Source organism: Mesorhizobium sp. L2C066B000 (assembly GCF_000502335.1).
In the GTDB taxonomy this organism is placed as follows: Bacteria; Pseudomonadota; Alphaproteobacteria; order Rhizobiales; family Rhizobiaceae; genus Mesorhizobium.
Genome location: NZ_AYWZ01000002.1, coordinates 416,253 through 433,141, shown reverse-complemented (window position 1 = coordinate 433,141; position 16,889 = coordinate 416,253). Strand labels below are relative to the sequence as shown.

Genomic DNA, 16,889 nt, shown 5'->3' with positions numbered 1-16,889 from the left:
GTGCGCGCGTCGTGGAAAAACGCGCGATGGCTCGACGCCAACGGCAGGGCGTTCGATCTCATCGGCTACCTGGAGAGCTGCCGGGAGGAAGTCTGCGAAACGCCTGCCCGGCTGGCACTCAAGAAGGGCGAGCCTGTGAATATGCGCCTGATCGCCTTGCGCAAATCCGAGGCCACGGCACAAGAAGCGCGGCGCAAAATCAACAAGGAAGCCAGGGCCAAGGGCAACAAGGTTCAACCGCAGACGCTGNCTCATCGCGCTTGTGACCGAACCCCTCTCGCAGGAGTTGGGTGTCTCTCCCCCTTGAGCGACGGGCGCCCGCTGCTGTGGCGCGCCACCCGCCAGATCGTCGCCTCTCTGATCGCGACCATCTTTACTCAACCTTCCTTGGCGGCCCTGCGCCAAAATCTCCATGCCTTGCGATATCGCTGGCGCGAACCACCACGAAAGCGCAAGTTTCAGTCCATGCCAAAGCTATCTTAGCGCCTATGCCCACAAGGGGGAGATGGCCGGCAGGCCAGAGGGGGTCGGTTCGACTGGGCTCGGCCTACCTGCCGCTGCAGAAGGAGGTTAGCGCTCCACGCGAGGCGACCCCCTCTGTCGCCTTCGGCGACATCTCCCCCTCAAGGGGGGAGATTAGCTGCTAAGCCCGCCGCCTTTCCGGCCCGCTATCCAGCCACGCCACATCCTCCGCCGACAGCTTGATATCCAGCGCCTTCAAACTGTCCTCCAACTCGTCCAGCGTGCGCGGGCCGATCAACGGCACCGACGGAAAAGGCTGCGCCAGCACATAGGCGAGCGCGATGTGGATCGGACTTTTGCCCAGGCGCTGCGCCAGCTCGATGGCGCGGTCGCGGCGGCCGAAGTTCTTCTCCGAATACCAGACCCGCACCAGTTCCTCATTGTCCTGCTTGTCGCGGCCGGCGCGGTCGGTGAAGAAGCCGCGGCCCTGGCTCGACCAGGCGAAGTTGGGCATCTGCCTTTTCGTCAGCCAGGATTTCCAGTCGTCGGTCGACGAGGTGATGCAGCCGGCCCAGATCGGCTCCAGCATCTCGGCCAGCGAGAAATTGTTGGAGAGCACGCCGGGCTTCTGCTTGCCGGTGCGCTCGGCATAGGCAATCGCCTCGTCCATGCGCGCCATCGTCCAGTTCGAGCCGCCGAACGGGCCACGGATGCGGCCGGCCTTGGCCTCGGCGTCCATGGCGTCAACGAACTCGCCGACCGGCACATCCGGGTTGTCGCGGTGCATGAAATAGAGGTCGACATGGTCGGTCTGCAGCCGGTCCAACGACTGGGCGAGCTGCTTGCCGATGACATCGGGATAGCAGAGCGGCGAGTGGGCGCCCTTGGCGATGATCACCGACTGCTCGCGCACGCCGCGATTCCTGAGCCACTGGCCAAGCAGCGTTTCGGTGTAGCCGCCGCCGTAGACGTAGCCGGTGTCGAACAGATTGCCGCCGGCCTCGAAGAAGGCGTCGAGCAGGATTGCGCCCGACGAGAAGGTGCGGAAATCCTCGAAGCCGAGCGCCACCACGGAGGCCGGCTTCGACAGGCCCGGAATCTTGCGCTTGCCGATGGCGGTGCCGCCGGTGCGCAGCGGCCGGCCCGAAAGGGTGTTGGTTCGCTTAGCCGGCTTTTCGATTTCATATTCGAGCCCTACGGCAGCGCGCCATTTGTCGAGCACACGCAGCGTGCCGAGACTGTCGGCCCAGCTCATGCCCGGCCAGGCGAACTCCTGTTTGCCGGCCAGGATCGCCTCGCCGGCGGCGTCGACCTCGAAGGAATAGAGATGGCGGGTTTCGTTGACGCTGATGGTCTCGCGCGTGTCGTCGGCGAGAATTACATCGATCCGGCCAGGGCCGCCATCGCGGTTGCCGCCGCCGGCGAACCAGAAATCCGGCACCTCGATGCGGCCCTTGGTGCCGAGGATGCGCAGGACATTGTCCTGTTTGAGCGAGATGCTGCAGGATACCTCGGCGACGATGCCACCGGGAAAATGCAGCAGCGCCGAGGCCCATTCGTCGACGCCGGACTTGCCGAGATGGGCGGTGCCGACAACCTTGTCCGGCTCGGCAAAGGGTTTTCCAGTCGCAGCCCCGGCAATCAGCCGCACCATCGAGACGGGATAGCCGCCAACATCGAGGATGCCGCCGCCGGCGAGATCGTTGGCGTAGAGCCGGTGCTCGGGCATGAAGCCCGGCATGGCGAAGCCGAAGCTCGACTTCATCAGCCTGACATCGCCGATGACGCCCGACTTGATGAGTTCCACCAGCTTCGCCGTCTGCGGGTGCAGCCGGTACATGAACGCTTCGCCGAGGAAGGTGCCGGCCTTGCGCGCAGCATGGATCATGGCGTCGGCCTCGAAGGCGGTCAGCGCCAGCGGCTTTTCGCACAGCACATGCTTGCCGGCTTCCGCCGCCTTGATTCCCCATTCGGCATGGCCGGGATGCGGGATGGCGATATAGACGGCATCGACCTCGGGGTCGGCGAGCAGCGCGTCGTAACCGTCGAGGATGCGGGCGCCGGGAAACGTCTCGGCCAAGCCTGCCTTGCCGGGATTGCGGGCGCCGAGCGCCACGATCGTGCCGGTGCGCGAGCCTGCCACGCCGCGGGCGAACGCTTTGGCGATGTCGCCGGGCCCAAGTATCCCCCAGCGGATGGGCGCGGTTGCAGTCATGATCATTCTCCTTGCATAGCTGGAAGGTCAGCGCAGCCGCTGGCCGTTTTCATCGAACAGATAGGATTTGCGGATGGACACGGTGATCTCCTGGGTGTCGGGGACCTTTGCCGCGTCGCGCTGGATCACCAGGTCTTCGCCATGGGCGGTCCTGGCATAGATGAAGCTGGTGCCGCCGAGATGCTCGACCACGTCGATGCCGACAGTGAGGTCGGCGTCGCCTTCGCCGCCATTGCCGAGATGTTCGGGCCGCACGCCGACAATGACCTTGGCTCCTGTTTGCGGCACGGCGCCGGTCAATGGTTGCATAATGCGGGTCTTTTCCTCGCCCACCAGCTCGACGGTGACGCTGCTCGTGTTGCGCCCGACGACGCGGCCCTTGATGAAATTCATCTTCGGCGAGCCGACAAAGCCGGCGACGAACTGGTTGTCGGGATTGTCGTAGAGATCGAGCGGCCGGCCGATCTGCTCGACATGGCCACCGCGCAGCACCACGATCCGGTCGGCCAGCGTCATCGCTTCGGTCTGGTCGTGGGTGACATAGATCATCGTCGTGCCGAGCTCCTTGTGCAGGCGCGAGATCTCGACCCGCATCTGGACGCGCAGCTCGGCGTCGAGATTGCTCAACGGCTCGTCGAACAGGAAGACTTGCGGTTCGCGCACGATGGCGCGGCCAATGGCAACGCGCTGGCGCTGGCCGCCGGACAATTGCCTCGGCCGCCGCGCCATCAACTCTGTGATGCGCAGGATTTCGGAGGCCCGCTTCACCCGCCGCTCGGTGTCCTCCTTGGGGTTGCCGGTCATCCTGAGGCCAAAGCTCAGGTTCTGCTCCACGCTCATGTGCGGGTAGAGCGCGTAGGACTGGAACACCATGGCGATGCCGCGCTCGGTCGGCTCGACATCGTTCATCACCTTGCCGCCAATGGCGATCTCGCCGCCGCTGATATCCTCCAGCCCGGCGATCATCCTGAGCAGCGTCGATTTTCCACAACCCGACGGGCCGACAAAGACGACGAACTCGCCATCGGCGATATCGATGTTGGCGCCATGGATGATCTCATAGACGCCGAAGCGTTTTACGACATTGGTGAGGGTGACTGCCGCCATATCGCTGTTGTCCCTACTTGACGGCACCGGCGGCGATGCCGGCGATGAAATGGCGCTGCAGCAGCACGAAGACGACCAGCATCGGTACGGTCAGCATGACGGCGCCGGCCATGATGCCGCCCCATGAGACCTTGGTCAGGCCGATCAGCGTGCCGAGCGCCACAGGGGCCGTCATCGCGCCGGGCTGGCTGTTGATCAAAAGCGGCCAGAGATAATTGTTCCACGAGGCGAGGAACAGGATGATGGCGAGCGCCGCCAGCATCGGCCGCGCCAGCGGCAAAGCGACGAACAGGAAGATACGCCATTCCTTGACGCCCTCGACACGTGCCGCGTCGAAAAGGTCGGCCGGCATCATCGAGAAAGCCTGGCGCATGAACAGCACGCCCAGCGAATTGAACAAGGGTGGCACGATCAGCGCAATCCAGGTGTTGGCGAGCTGGAAGTCGCGCGCCACCATGATGAATTGCGGGATCAGCACCACCGCATAGGGCAGCGTGATGGTGCCGAGGATGATCGCCACCACCGCGCCCTTGCCGAAGAACTGATAGCGGGCGAGCGCCCAGCCGGCCATCGAGGTCAGCAGCACCGAGAAGAAGGTGTAGGTCACCGCCACCGCCACCGAAATGCCGATAGCGCCGACGAAATTGGTGTCGCGCTGCAGGTTGTTGAAATTGTCGACGAAATTGCCGTGCGGCAGAAGCTCGATGCCGGGGCTGAAAATGCCGTTGTCGGGCATGGTCGAAAACACCACCATCATCCACAGCGGAAACAGCCAGATCACCGCCAGCGGTGTCAGGACCAGATGCAGCAGGACGCTGCGGCCGAGCCGGCGTTGCGACAGCGAACTCATTTCGGCTCCCCTCTCATTTCGGCTCTCGTGTCAGCCACAGCTGCACCAGCGTGATGGCGATTGCCAGCCCCGCCATGGTGTAGGCGACGGCCGAGGCGTAGCCGAAATTGAGCGAGCGAAAACCCTGGCGGTAGAGCAGCAGGCCAAGCGTCTCGGTGCCGCCGCCGGGGCCGCCGCGCTCCGTGATCAGGAACGGCTCGGTGAACAGCTGCATCGTGCCGATGATCGACAGCACGGCGCAAAACACGATGACCGGCTTGAGCAGCGGCAGCGTTATGTAGAAGAACTGCTTGAGCTTGCTGACGCGGTCGAGCGTCGCTGCTTCATAGACGTCCTCGGGGATCGACTGCAGGCCGGCGAGCAGGATGATGGCGTTGTAGCCGGCCCAGCGCCAGGTTACCGCGATCATGATCAGCGCCATGGCCGGTGTGACGTTGGAGAACCAGTCGATCTTGGCCAGGCCGACGCCGGCGAGGAGCTTGTTGATGATGCCGAAATCCAGGTTGAACATCAGCCGGAACACGGCGGAATAGGCGACCTCGCCGACCACCACCGGAGCGAAGAAGGCAAAGCGGTAGAGGCCACGTGCTTTCAGCAGCGGCGAGTTCAGCAGCACCGCCATGATGATCGCCAGCGAGATCATCACCGGCACCTGGATGACGAGGATGAGCAGCGTGTTCTTCAGCGCGTTGAAGAAAGCGGGGTCGCCGATCAGGCGGCCCCAGTTGAACGTCGGCGCAAAGCGCCAGGGCACCGTGCGCGTCGCCTGGAAGGAAATCATGAACGAGGAGATGATCGGCCACACCCAGAAGATGGCAAAGATCAGAAGGTAGGGCGTAAGGAAGCGATAGGCCGTGGCGTTCTGGTAGCGCATGGTTTCCTCCTCCTTCCTCTTTCCCGGTTGATATCCGGCGTGTTGTTAGCCGGCGGACGCCGCCGGCAATTGGCGAACTGTTGGGCGAGAGCGTCCCTTTCCCCGCCACTATACGGGGAGAGGATGCCGGCAGGCAGGTGAGGGGCAGCGCCAACAGTCCGGCAAATTGCCCTATATCTGGCCCGCCAGCATCACCGCCTTGGTCACTTGATCGGCAGTCCCGTCGCCGAAGCGATCTGGCTGGCGGCGTCGTCGAGGGCGGCCTTGGCATCGGGATAGCCGCCGCCGAGATATTTGGTCTGCACGGCGCGCATGATGATTTCGGCGTCGCTCTGGAACGGCGTGCCGCGGCTCGGCACCACCTTGGGCAGCGTGGCGAGAATGTCCTTCCACACTGCCTGGCCGCCCCAATAGGGCAGGCCCTGCGACACGTAGGGGTCGTCGAGGGCCGAGATCAGTGACGGCACCAGGCCGAAATCCCTGAGCATGGTGATCTGGCCTTCATTGGTCTCGAGCGTGTATTTCAGATAGGCGTAGGCGGCCTCCTTGTTCTTCGAGGCTGAGGTGATGGCGAGCGACGAGCCTCCGAGATTGGCGGCGCGCGGGCCGTCGGCGGTCAGGCTCGGCATCAGATAGACACCCCATTTGCCGTTTTCGCCGGCGGATTCGGTGCGGATGGTGCCCTCATACCAGCCGCCATAGACCTGGGTGGCGACGGTGCCGGCGGTGTTGTTGGTGATCTTGGTGCCCCAGTCGGCCGACGAGATGATGCCGGCGTCCTTCATGTCCTTGATCTTGGCCAGCGTGTCGACGCATTTCGGCTGGTTGACGGTGATCGACTGCCCATCGGCGGCGAAATAGCCGCAGCCCTGTTCGTTGGAAATCATGCGGAAGAATTCGGTGTCGCCGTTGAAATCGGCATTGGTCATGGTGACGCCGGGATTGGCGGCCTGGACCTTCTTGCCGGCGGCGATGAAATCGTCCCAGGTCTTGATCGAGGCCGGATCGACCCCGGCCTTCTCGTAGAAGTCGCGGCGGTAGAAGGCGGCTACCGGGCCGGAATCCCACGGCATGGCATAGGCCTTGTCGCCGACCTCCAATTCGGTGCGCTTGAAATCCGGGAATTTCTTCTGGTCGTCGGCGGTGTAGCCCAGCGTGTGCAAATCGACGAAGCAATCGGGGAACTGGCTCCAGTAGTTCTCGGCCTCGCCGTTTTCGATCGAGACGATATCGGGCAGGCCGACGCCGCCGGCCGCACAGCCGGCGATCGACTTGTCATAGGTCGGCTGGTTGCCGAGATCCTGAACGGTGACCTTGACGTCGGGATACTGCTTGTTGAAGCCGGCCACCGTCGCCTTCAGCGACGAAGCGGCGATATTCCAGCTCCAGATCGTGATTTCGCCGGACTGCGCCAAAGCCGGGCCTGAGCCCAGGCCAAGCGCCAGCGCGGCACAGATCAGTGTCGTGCGCATTGAAATCCTCCCATTTCATTTGCTCTCTCTTCGCGAGCATGGCTAGACTAGGCGGCGCGGAAGGCTTGTCCCTGACAACGGGAATAAAAGATGGGCGGAAAGTAAGATGCCGGAACGGCCGTTTTACCAGCCTGGCGCCAGCAGCGTCGAAGGCCTGCCGATGGCTTTGCAGATGTTTCACAACCATCCGCTGGTGATGCTGAAGCCGCACTGGCATGCCCAGGTCGAGGTCAATTTCATCGTCCGCGGCAGCGTGCATTACCGCATGAACGAGCACGAGATCTCGCTGTCGGCCGGCGACATGTGCCTGTTCTGGGGCGGGCTGCCGCACCAGATGGACGATCTCTCCGACGACGCCATCTATGCCGGCGCGCATCTGCCGCTGGTGCATTTCTTCCGCCTGCATCTGCCGACGGATGTCCGCCACAGGCTGATGACCGGCGCCACGCTGGTGACATCGGCGACCGACCAGGCCGACCATCACAATTTCGAGCGCTGGAACCGCTATTTCCGCTCGGGCGATGCGGCGATAACCGAGCACGCCGTGAACGAGCTGCTGCTGCGGTTGGAGCGGGTGCGCTTCGAGCCCTACCGGCTGGTGCCGGAAACCGCCATCGGCCAGGAACCCGGCGGCCCGTTCGACCAGCAATCGCTGCGCAATGTCGGTCGCATGTGCGACTTCATCGCCGAGAATTTCCTCTACGACATAGACTGCGTCGACATCGCGGCGGCGGCCGACATCCATCCCAAATACGCCATGAGCATTTTCAAGAAGTCGACCGGCATGACGCTCAACGAATATATGAACCTGCTGCGGCTGAGCTATGCGCAGGCGCTTTTGATGCATGAAGACGCCAATGTGCTGCGCGTCGCCATGGATTCAGGCTTCGGCTCGCTCAGCGCCTTCAACAAATCCTTCCGCAAGCTGGCGGGGATGTCGCCCTCGGATTTTCGCCGGGGTGCGGTGGGCCGGTAGGTTCAACGGTCGTCTTGATCAACCCGCAGCCGTTCGGGTGGAAACATGTGCAAGGCTAATCGCGACCACCTTTGTCGACTGCGATCATCAACTTGGAGAATTGTCAGCGACTTCGCGTTTCATGAGCGCCTTCCCCCACTCCGTCGCTGCTTCGCTCGACGGAGTGGGGTCGACCTGGCTCTGGCGTTGTCATTTCAAGCCGGGACCGGTGCCCTCCGCCCGAGGAAACCCGACAATTACCGCCAGCCCAGGCCGGCGATCCTCCAGCGCAATCGTTGCACCATGCAGGTCGGCGATTGCCCGCACCAGGCTGAGGCCAAGGCCGCTGCCGGGCGTGGTGCGGCTGGAGTCGAGCCGGTAGAGCCGCTGGAACACTTTTTCGCGCTCCTGCGCCGGGATGCCGGGGCCATTGTCGGCGACCTCAGCCAGAATGCGGTCGCCTTGCCGCCNCTTTTTCGCGCTCCTGCGCCGGGATGCCGGGGCCATTGTCGGCGACCTCAGCCAGAATGCGGTCGCCTTGCCGCCGCACCGATAGAAGGATTGCCGTGCCATCGGGGCAATGCCGCAGCGCGTTCTCAACCAGATTGGCAAACAATTGCGTCAGCAGGTCGCGGTCGCCGTGGACCAGGCATGGCGTGCCGTGGACGATCGTGGCCGACAGCGACTTGCCGTCATCCTCGGCGACACCGGCGTAGATTTCGGCAATGGCATCGATGACGCCGGTGAGGTCGAGATCGACAAAGCGCGCCTTGCGGGCGCCGGCCTCGATCTGGGCAATACGCAACAGCGCATCGAAAGTATCGTTGATCTGCAGGCTTTCCCCACGTGCCTCCGCCAGCTCATCGGCAACGGCCTCACCCCGCGCGGTCCTGTCGGCCGCAGCTTCCAAAATCATCTGCAGCCGGTTGAGCGGCGTCTTCAGATCATGCGCGATGTCGGCGCTGACCTGGCGCATGCCGTCCACCAGCGCCGCCAGCCGCTCCAGCGCGGCGTTGACCTGGCGCGAGACGCCGTCAATGTCGTCGCCATTGCCGAGCAGTGGAATGCGGGCGTCGAGCCGGCCGTTGGAGACATCGTCCATGGTGGTGGCAATGCCGTCGAGGCGACGCTGCACACGCGACGCCAGCAAGGCGCCGCCAGCCACCGCCAGCCCTGAAATGATCAGGGTGGCCCAGCCGAAGTTCATCAAAACGATGCGTTCCAGCTCCTCGGTTTCGGAAAGCGAAAAGGCAATTGTCAGGCTGTTGGGCCCGACCGAACCGGTCCAGGCGCGGTACATAGTGTCCGGCGCAACGCCTGGCAGGGAAGCGGCAAAATCGGAAAAGCCATCCGGAAGGTCGGCGGCGGTGAAATTCCCGGCCAGATGATTGCCGGCGGGATCGGTGAGCGAGAACAGCTGTTCCTTGCTCGGGCTGAGCGCGGCGTGGCTGTCGACTGCCGAAACCAGATCCTCCCGGTCGTTTCCGGCATAGGTCACCGCCACGACCGAATAGGTCTCCTTGACCGACTGGTCGAGCTGCTCGGCAAGATCCGCGCTCATCAGCTGGTAGACGATGGCGCCTGACAGGATGAAGGCGAGCACGAACAGCAAGGCGAAGGTCAGGGCCAGCCGAAACGGCGTGCTGCGCAGCAGGCGAGAGCCTGTCTCAGTCATAGTGCGTTTCAGTCATTGCAAGCTTCAGTCATGGCAAGTTTCTGTCATGCCGCGCCTCAGTCGTGAACACTGTAGCCAGTGCTGCGCACGGTGTGGATCAACGCGGTTTCGAACGGCCTGTCGATCTTGGCGCGCAGCCGGCTGATATGGGTTTCGACGACGCTGGTCTTGGGGTCGAAGTGAAAATCCCAGACCCGTTCCAGAAGCATGGTGCGGGTGATGACGCGGCCCTCGCCGCGCATCAGCACTTCGAGCAGGCTGAATTCGCGCGGCTGCAGGTCGATCGCCTGGCCCTGCCTGGTGACGCGGCGCTGGATCAGGTCCATTTCGAGGTCGGCGATGCGCAGCGTCGTCTTCAGCTCCTGCACCGCAGGGCGACGGCCGAGCGCGTTGATGCGGGCGAGCAGTTCGGAAAAGGCGAATGGCTTGACGAGATAGTCGTCGCCGCCGGCCTCGAGCCCTTCAACCCTGTCGTCGACGCCGCCGACCGAGGTCAGAAAGATCGCCGGCGTACGCACGCCCGCTGCCCGCACCGCCTTGATCATCGACAGGCCGTCGAGGCCGGGCAGCATGCGGTCGACGACGATCACGTCATAGGCGTCGCGTGTCGCGGCAAACAGCGCGTCGCGGCCATCGCGCCTGAGGTCGCAGATATGGCCTGCCTCGCCAAGGCCCTTGACGACATAGTCGGCGGTGCGTGGGTCGTCCTCGACAAGGAGAAGTCGCATCGTTGTTCCGATCGCTGGTTGACTGCCCCGGCGAGCCTTTAACGACCTGTTTTGGCGCAATTCCGGCCGAAAAGCGGTTTCACACTTTTTCCTGGAACAGTCGGCTCCGCCTTGTCAGGTTTCACGAGTCGAAAAAGCCCAGCAGCGACTCCATGGCCTCGAAGCTCTGATCCATTTCATAGGGTCCGACGAGCGGAATCCCGATATGGCCGTAGCGAACAGACAGCTGCGCCTCGGGAGTCAGATAACCTCGGTAGAGAAATTTGCCGGATGGGGCTTTGTGCGAAGCTATGGAGCCGCAAACTCATCTTCCAAGTAGTTAAAAGCCAACCGCACTTCACGTAGATCTGTATCCGATACACTAAGAGCGTGAGCGTCCTTCCGTAATTTATTCACGCTATTTAGGGAAGATAACACCATAGACCTTCGGTCTGAAATATACGGCAGAACTCTTTCGTCCTTGATCAGCATCATCAGGTCCGAAAGATATAGTGGAGTTTCAGATTTAGAAAATAATACCCTTGGCTCCGTTGTGGTTAGCGCCTGTCGCCTGCCCGTGGTCAAGTTTTGATCAATGACGTCGCTCCAAACATTTCTGTCTATCGTCTTCACCCAATGGAAGAGTGCGAGCCGTATGGAGGTCTCCACAGCGTTTCGACGGCGAGAAATTTCCGCCCATCGATCTTCCCCATGTTCAGACGCTATCAAGCGCTGTAAAACAACCTTGATGGCACTTAGCCGGATATCGAAATGCTCCCCCGACCTCTCAACAAGGCCATAGCCAATAAGGTGATCAATAAGGTCGGGAGCTTCCAAGCCATATTCCGTCAACTCGGCCGTATTGCCCTCAATCACGCTTTTTAGCACCCCGAATTCAGCCGGATAGAATTCCTTAAGTTGATCAAGTATGTCCTTGAGATAGTTCTCCAGCTCGCCGTAGAATGCTGTTTTTGCCTGATGCACAATATTGGATGACACCTTGATAGGGCGACGAGAGGATGCCAGCTGATGAACCTTGCTGCAAACCTGGCGCGTAAAGAAGGGATGTCCCCCAAACTCGCGCTGCAACTCAGCGACAATCTCGCTAGAGAATTCCAATCCCATAAAATATCCTAGACGCTGCACCATCTCCTTTGTCTCTTCGAATGATAAGCTCGGAAGGAATTGCTTCTTCGCGTATAGATAGACAGGGTTTGCTATATTATTTATTCGCGTGGCCTCCAGTATGTATGGACTTGTGCCAACTATACATATAGAAAACCGCCCTCTGCTTTCGGATTGTATGTACGATCTAAGTATTTGCCAGAAATACAATGTGTCATTGCCCGTTTTCCAATGGTCTGATGAGGCAGTCTGCGGCGATATGTTTTCAATTTCGTCAAATATAAGAAGCACTGTATTCTTAACTGCACTTAGGATATTGTCATTTGGGCAACAAAATTCTCGGATACGGACGATAGTGTTGAGCCGAGATCAATGACGACTCTCTTGAGACCTGATGACCTGCGAATTTCGGATAAGATGTGGGTTAGCAAACCATCGTATGTTCGGGCGTGAACGGCGGGGTTTTGACAATCAACAACCGTGACGTTGCACGAAAGCGCTCTAGATTTTCGCTGAACTGCGTATATCGCTGAGGTTTTACCACTTTTCCGTAGACCAAATAAGCTTGAATTTTGCCCTGACCGAGCCATATCTAACACAGAGGTGACAATGTGTTGGCGGCCGAAGAAGAAGTTCTCCTCCCTTAAAGGATTTTGGTACCCGAAAAGGTCGCGCAATAGGTAATTACGCCTGACAGCGTCGAGAAGTGTATTTGCAGAATTATCAAACGAGTTAAATGTAGTTGGAATAATGATGGGGTATTCTGGATTCTGGTCTAGGTAGTGCCGGATAATACTCTCGATCCGATCGTCGGCGCTGACTAAGAATCGTAGACTTTTATCAACTCGACTGTAGTCGAGATGCTCGTAGAAAGCGTCATAGGCATCGAGAGTTCGTATTTCAAATGTGGTGTATTCAGAGAAAACGATCAGGACCTCTCGGTCTGTGTTTATATAAACAGAGAATTCATCGCTCGGTCGCACCAGAACAGCCCAGTATTTGCTATTGCCAATCATGGTAGGATGGAAGGGCCGAGTTACATAGAAATGTAGAGCAATTCGTCTGATTGCGGTACGAATCTGCCCAGGGTAACCTGCAATCTCGAAATCAGGATGGAATCCGGGATAAGTTGGCATGGACGACCCTCTGGGCATATTGTTTGTTACTATATGTATTAGCGCGGCGATGAGTGGAGTTGCAAGTGCAAGTGCGCGCGTGTGCCTGTCATATTGCGTCCCGGCCTGAAAATCGCTCTTCGAATTTACCGTCTGCCTAACTACGCCGAGATAATTTGCCGTCGCGAATGTGGCCCGAGCGGTGTCGGCGCTTTCGTCGAGAAGCAAGAAGTCGGACCTCACCGCATAGGTGTAGTGCCAAGCGGCTGCACGGTCAGGGCCTTAGTCAAAAGTGCGATGAGGATGACAAGTGGCACCAGTGGGCGTGCTACAAAAAAGCAGGCGAGTGGCTCACGATAGGCGCTCTGCTGGGCTGACGGCGAGTTTTGCGCAACTCGTCATCGGTCCGCCTGACGCCGACGAGCGCTGCTACGCGCGCCGGCGAGGCAGTCGACGTGCCATCTCGCGCTTTGGTGTCTCTCGGATTTTTCGGAATCAAGAAACGACAGACCTAGAGAGGCTGCACGCAACGCGCTGAACTTCGTGCCGGATCGTCAGTTCGTCACGAGCCGAAAAAGCCCAGCAGCGACTCCATGGCCTCGAAGCTCTGATCCATTTCATAGGGTCCGACGAGCGGAATGCCGATATGGCTATAACGGACCGACAGCTGCGCCTCGGATACCGGCTCGTTCGCTCTCGCCAGTGCTGCGAGATAGAGTGCCGCGGCAAGGCCGGTCCGGTCGGCCCCTTCCTTGGAATGGATCAGCACCGGCTTGGGCGCCGATTGCAGCAAGGCGATCAGCGCCAGCGATTGCTGCTGCGTCAATTCGGTGCGGGCGTTCATCGGGAAGTCGATGTGGCGGATGCCAAGTTCGTTGGCAGCCTTCACTTCGTCATCATACTAGGCGTGGCCGGGCGCCGCGCCACGCAGATTGACGATGGCAGCAATGTGATATTTGTCGCGGTAGGCGCAGATCTCGTCGGCGGTCGGCTGGGCGGAGCGATAGGCCTCGCCCGCGACAATGGCGTGGAATTGTTGTCTAGGTGGGTCGCCGCCAGCGCGCCGCCGGAAATCGCAACGACAGCAATCAGCGCCGCCAGCCAGGCGCATATCCGCTTGCGCCGCAGTGCGTTCAAATCCTGCATACCCAGTTCCTTGTCGTGCAACCGCGTCTCGAACTTTATCCTGATTCCGGTTGCGACAGCAGATCGACCAGGAAGCATTTTGCCTTGCGGCTTTTTCTTGGCGGTGGATACGCAATCGATTACGCTAATCAAATCAGGGGACAAAAATGACGACGATTGCCGATGTCGCGCGCTATGCCGGAGTGTCGGTCGCAACCGTCTCGCATGTGATGAACCGCACGCGCCATGTCGAGCCGGAGACGGCCGAGCGCGTGCATTCGGCCATCGCCGCCTTGCGTTACAGTCCGAACACGCTGGCGCGCAGCCTGAGGCGCGGCGAGACCAAGACCATCGGCCTGCTGCTGCCGGACAATTCCAATCCGTTCTTCGCCGGCGTGGCACGCCAGATCGAGGATGCCGGCTTCCTTGCCGGCTATACGGTGATCCTGTGCAACTCCGACGGCAGCGCCGAGAAGGAGGAGCGCTACCTCCAGGTGCTGATGGCCAAGCAGATCGACGGGCTGATCTTTGCCGGCTCGTCCGATCATGCGCGGGTGTTCTCCAGCCTTCTGCCCGGCGTCCCGGCGGTGCTGATCGACCGCGAGATCCATTCGGTCAATGTCGATTCCGTGCTGGTCGATCACGATTATGGCGGCTATCTCGCCGGCCGCTATCTGGCCGGGCTCGGTCACGAGAAGATCGGCGTCATCGGCGGCCCGCGCGATTCCAGCTCCAGCCCCGCCCGCCTGCGCGGCTTCGCCAGGGCGCTGCAGGAAGCCGGCCTCGACCTGCCGCCGGCCTCGGTGGTGGATTCCGACTACCACTTCGCCGGCGGCCGCATGGCGATGGAGCGGCTGATGGCGCAGGCGCCGGGGATCACGGCGCTGTTTGCCTGTAACGATCTGATGGCCATGGGCGCGCTGACAGTGCTGCGCGGGCGCGGATTGCGGGTCCCCGGCGACATGTCGATGATCGGCTTCGACGACATACCCTATGCCGTCACCACCTGGCCGCCACTGACGACGATCGCACAGCCGGTCGAGAAGATCGGCACCCGCGCCGTCAGCCTGCTGCTCGAGCGGGTTGCCGAGCCGGCGGCGCATTCGCGCCGCGAAGTGCTCACCCCGGTGCTCGTCGAACGGGAGAGCTGCGCGCCGTTGCGCGGCTGAAGCCCCTCAGGCGGCTGCCGGCTGCAGCGCTGCCCTGAGCAGCATGCCGAAGAGGTCGCGCGGCTCGTCGGGATCGGCGAGCAGGTCGAGCTCCTCGTAGAGGCCGGTGGCCTGAAGCTGGTCTCTGATATAGCGCAGTGCGGAAAAATCCTCGGTGGCGAAGCCGACGGAATCGAACAAGGTGATCTGTTCCGCCGTCTTGCGGCCTTCCGCCTTGCCGGTCATCACCTGCCACAACTCGGTCACCGGATGGTGGGCGTGGAGCTGCTGGATTTCGCCCTCGATGCGCGTCTGCGGCGAGAACTCGACGAAGATGTCGGAGCGCAAAAGGATGTCGCGGTGCAGTTCCGTCTTGCCGGGGCAGTCGCCGCCGACCGCGTTGATGTGCACGCCGGAACCGACCATGTTGTCGGTGAGGATAGTGGCGCACTGCTTGTCGGCGGTCACCGTGGTGATGATGTCGACGCCTTCGACAGCATCCTGGCCCGTTGTGCAGATGGTGATGTCGAAGCCTTTGCCGGCGAGGTTGCGGGCGCATTTTTCCGAAGCGGAGCGGTCGATATCATAGAGCCGCAGCCGGTCGACGCCGAGCAGCGCTTTGAAGGCGACAGCCTGGAATTCGGACTGGGCGCCATTGCCGATGATGGCCATCGAGCGCGCGCCTTTGGGCGCCAGATATTTGGCCGCGACAGCGGAGGTCGCCGCGGTGCGCAGCGCCGTCAGGATCGTCATTTCGGTCAGCAGCATCGGATAGCCGGAACCGACATCGGCGAGCACGCCGAAGGCGGTGACGGTCTGGCGGCCTTCCCGCATGTTCTTCGGATGGCCGTTGACATATTTGAAGCCGTACATCTTGCCGTCGCTGGTCGGCATCAGCTCGATGACGCCGTCATGGCTGTGCGAGGCGATGCGCGGCGTCTTGTCGAACAGCTCCCAGCGGCGAAAATCCTCCTCGATATAGGCGGCGAGTTCGGTGAGGAACCGCTCGACGCCGATGGTCAGCACCAGCTTCATCATGCGGTCGACGCTGACGAAGGGGACGATGGCAAGGCGGGAAGGCTGGGTCATGCAATGCTTCCGGAATGGCTGCGGGTGGGGCGGTCCATGATGCGCCGGCCCATCAGGCTGGCGGCGAGGTCGACCATCAGCGTGGCGGTGCGGCCGCGCTCGTCGAGGAACGGGTTGAGCTCGACCAGATCAAGGCTGGAGACCAGGCCGCTGTCGGACAGCATCTCCATCACCAGATGCGCCTCGCGGAAGGTGGCGCCGCCGGGCACGGTGGTGCCGACGGCCGGCGCGATGGAGGGGTCGAGGAAGTCGACGTCGAGGCTGACATGCAGCAGGCCGTTTTCCTTTTCGACGATGGCCAGGAAGGCGCGCAGCAAAGGTGCGACGCCGTGCTCGTCAATGGTGCGCATGTCGTGCACGGTAACCCCCGCTTCGCTCAGCGCCCGGCGCTCCGCCGGATCGACGCTGCGCAGGCCCATGACGCAGATGTGGGCAGGGTCGACGGCGACAGGCAGGTCCGGGAAATAACCGTTGAAGCCCGGCCGGCCGCTGGCATAGGCGAGCGGCACGCCGTGCAGATTGCCGCTGACGGTGGTATCGAGCGTGTGGAAATCGGGATGTGCGTCGAGCCACAGCACGAAGAGCGGCCGGCCGCGTTCGGCGGCGCGGCGGGCTATGCCCGACACCGTGCCGGCCGATATCGCGTGGTCGCCGCCAAGGAAGATCGGCATGGCGTCCCGCGAAGCCGCATAGGCGGTCTCGGCAATTGCCGCCGTCCAGGCGGAAATCTCCGGTAGGGCCTTCAGCGCGAGATTGCCATGGACGATTGCGCGCACGGCGGCCGGTTGCACCGCGCCCCAGTCCTCGACCTCGTGGCCGAGTTCCGACAGCACCGAGACAAGCCCGGCCGTGCGCAGCGCGCTCGGCCCCATCTCGCATCCCATCCTGCCGGCGCCGTCCTGCACCGGCGCGCCAACGATCCTGCAGCGCATGGTTTTTGGTGTCCTTGCAAATTGATTGGGCAATTGAT

At 61.7% G+C, this 16,889-nt stretch carries 13 protein-coding genes and 1 pseudogene; 2 read left to right on the top strand and 12 right to left on the bottom strand.

All coding sequences use genetic code 11. From position 1 onward, the window contains the following. Positions 1-643: 643 nt before the first annotated feature. From X733_RS155140 to X733_RS155160, 5 genes are all read right to left on the bottom strand, one after another. On the bottom strand, positions 644-2,677 hold the full coding sequence (locus X733_RS155140; RefSeq protein WP_023818382.1) for an aldo/keto reductase: 2,034 nt from the start codon (positions 2,675-2,677) through the stop codon (positions 644-646). A 27-nt stretch (positions 2,678-2,704) separates the two neighbouring features. Continuing rightward, positions 2,705-3,784, bottom strand: a complete 1,080-nt coding sequence (gene ugpC, locus X733_RS155145; protein ID WP_023818381.1) for a sn-glycerol-3-phosphate ABC transporter ATP-binding protein UgpC — start codon at positions 3,782-3,784, stop codon at positions 2,705-2,707. Between the two features lie 13 nt (positions 3,785-3,797). Beyond that, positions 3,798-4,634: a carbohydrate ABC transporter permease gene (locus X733_RS155150; RefSeq protein ID WP_023672164.1), complete on the bottom strand. Its 837-nt coding sequence runs from the start codon at positions 4,632-4,634 to the stop codon at positions 3,798-3,800. Positions 4,635-4,647: 13 nt separating this feature from the next. Next, positions 4,648-5,508: a sugar ABC transporter permease gene (locus X733_RS155155; protein WP_023672163.1), complete on the bottom strand. Its 861-nt coding sequence runs from the start codon at positions 5,506-5,508 to the stop codon at positions 4,648-4,650. Between the two features lie 203 nt (positions 5,509-5,711). Further along, positions 5,712-6,980 (bottom strand): ABC transporter substrate-binding protein, encoded by a 1,269-nt coding sequence (locus tag X733_RS155160; protein ID WP_023672162.1) that lies wholly within the window; start codon positions 6,978-6,980, stop codon positions 5,712-5,714. Between the two features lie 106 nt (positions 6,981-7,086). Between X733_RS155160 and X733_RS155165 the strand changes: the two genes are divergently transcribed. Continuing rightward, the gene (locus X733_RS155165) at positions 7,087-7,956 is read left to right on the top strand and encodes a helix-turn-helix domain-containing protein (RefSeq protein ID WP_023672161.1); all 870 of its coding nucleotides are present in this window, start codon (positions 7,087-7,089) and stop codon (positions 7,954-7,956) included. A 189-nt stretch (positions 7,957-8,145) separates the two neighbouring features. On the opposite strand, the pseudogene X733_RS01000000166075 reads toward X733_RS155165, so the two are convergent. From X733_RS01000000166075 to X733_RS1000000167095, 5 genes and pseudogenes are all read right to left on the bottom strand, one after another. Continuing rightward, positions 8,146-9,610: pseudogene (locus X733_RS01000000166075) on the bottom strand (ATP-binding protein). Positions 9,611-9,666: 56 nt separating this feature from the next. Continuing rightward, positions 9,667-10,338 carry a winged helix-turn-helix domain-containing protein gene (locus tag X733_RS155170; RefSeq protein WP_023742038.1) on the bottom strand — a complete coding sequence of 224 codons (672 nt, stop codon included), beginning with the start codon at positions 10,336-10,338 and terminating at the stop codon, positions 9,667-9,669. Between the two features lie 288 nt (positions 10,339-10,626). Beyond that, complete coding sequence (locus X733_RS155175) at positions 10,627-11,466, bottom strand: hypothetical protein (protein WP_023818380.1); 840 nt, start codon at positions 11,464-11,466, stop codon at positions 10,627-10,629. Between the two features lie 1,653 nt (positions 11,467-13,119). After that, positions 13,120-13,446 carry a tyrosine-protein phosphatase gene (locus tag X733_RS01000000166070; protein ID WP_050588641.1) on the bottom strand — a complete coding sequence of 109 codons (327 nt, stop codon included), beginning with the start codon at positions 13,444-13,446 and terminating at the stop codon, positions 13,120-13,122. Positions 13,447-13,458: 12 nt separating this feature from the next. Further along, positions 13,459-13,668, bottom strand: coding sequence for a hypothetical protein (locus X733_RS1000000167095; RefSeq protein ID WP_050588640.1), 210 nt, complete (start codon positions 13,666-13,668; stop codon positions 13,459-13,461). A 181-nt stretch (positions 13,669-13,849) separates the two neighbouring features. Here X733_RS1000000167095 and X733_RS155180 point away from each other — a divergent pair, with 181 nt between their 5' ends. Beyond that, positions 13,850-14,851 (top strand): LacI family DNA-binding transcriptional regulator, encoded by a 1,002-nt coding sequence (locus X733_RS155180; RefSeq protein WP_023818379.1) that lies wholly within the window; start codon positions 13,850-13,852, stop codon positions 14,849-14,851. Between the two features lie 6 nt (positions 14,852-14,857). On the opposite strand, the gene X733_RS155185 is transcribed toward X733_RS155180, so the two are convergent. Further along, positions 14,858-15,919, bottom strand: a complete 1,062-nt coding sequence (locus X733_RS155185; RefSeq protein ID WP_023818378.1) for an ornithine cyclodeaminase — start codon at positions 15,917-15,919, stop codon at positions 14,858-14,860. Beyond that, positions 15,916-16,851 (bottom strand): arginase, encoded by a 936-nt coding sequence (gene rocF, locus X733_RS155190; RefSeq protein ID WP_023692900.1) that lies wholly within the window; start codon positions 16,849-16,851, stop codon positions 15,916-15,918. Before rocF ends, X733_RS155185 begins: the two co-directional genes overlap by 4 nt. Positions 16,852-16,889 lie beyond the last annotated feature (38 nt).

What these genes read in the sequence shown, in the direction of transcription:
- ugpC (WP_023818381.1), bottom strand. Translation starts at nt 3,784, where the DNA reads ATGGCGGCAGTCACCCTCACCAATGTCGTAAAACGCTTCGGCGTCTAT.
- X733_RS155170 (WP_023742038.1), bottom strand. Translation starts at nt 10,338, where the DNA reads ATGCGACTTCTCCTTGTCGAGGACGACCCACGCACCGCCGACTATGTC.
- X733_RS155160 (WP_023672162.1), bottom strand. Translation starts at nt 6,980, where the DNA reads ATGCGCACGACACTGATCTGTGCCGCGCTGGCGCTTGGCCTGGGCTCA.
- X733_RS155175 (WP_023818380.1), bottom strand. Translation starts at nt 11,466, where the DNA reads ATGGTGCAGCGTCTAGGATATTTTATGGGATTGGAATTCTCTAGCGAG.
- X733_RS155150 (WP_023672164.1), bottom strand. Translation starts at nt 4,634, where the DNA reads ATGAGTTCGCTGTCGCAACGCCGGCTCGGCCGCAGCGTCCTGCTGCAT.
- X733_RS155140 (WP_023818382.1), bottom strand. Translation starts at nt 2,677, where the DNA reads ATGACTGCAACCGCGCCCATCCGCTGGGGGATACTTGGGCCCGGCGAC.
- X733_RS155165 (WP_023672161.1), top strand. Translation starts at nt 7,087, where the DNA reads ATGCCGGAACGGCCGTTTTACCAGCCTGGCGCCAGCAGCGTCGAAGGC.
- X733_RS155185 (WP_023818378.1), bottom strand. Translation starts at nt 15,919, where the DNA reads ATGACCCAGCCTTCCCGCCTTGCCATCGTCCCCTTCGTCAGCGTCGAC.
- X733_RS155155 (WP_023672163.1), bottom strand. Translation starts at nt 5,508, where the DNA reads ATGCGCTACCAGAACGCCACGGCCTATCGCTTCCTTACGCCCTACCTT.
- rocF (WP_023692900.1), bottom strand. Translation starts at nt 16,851, where the DNA reads ATGCGCTGCAGGATCGTTGGCGCGCCGGTGCAGGACGGCGCCGGCAGG.
- X733_RS1000000167095 (WP_050588640.1), bottom strand. Translation starts at nt 13,668, where the DNA reads ATGCGCCTGGCTGGCGGCGCTGATTGCTGTCGTTGCGATTTCCGGCGG.
- X733_RS155180 (WP_023818379.1), top strand. Translation starts at nt 13,850, where the DNA reads ATGACGACGATTGCCGATGTCGCGCGCTATGCCGGAGTGTCGGTCGCA.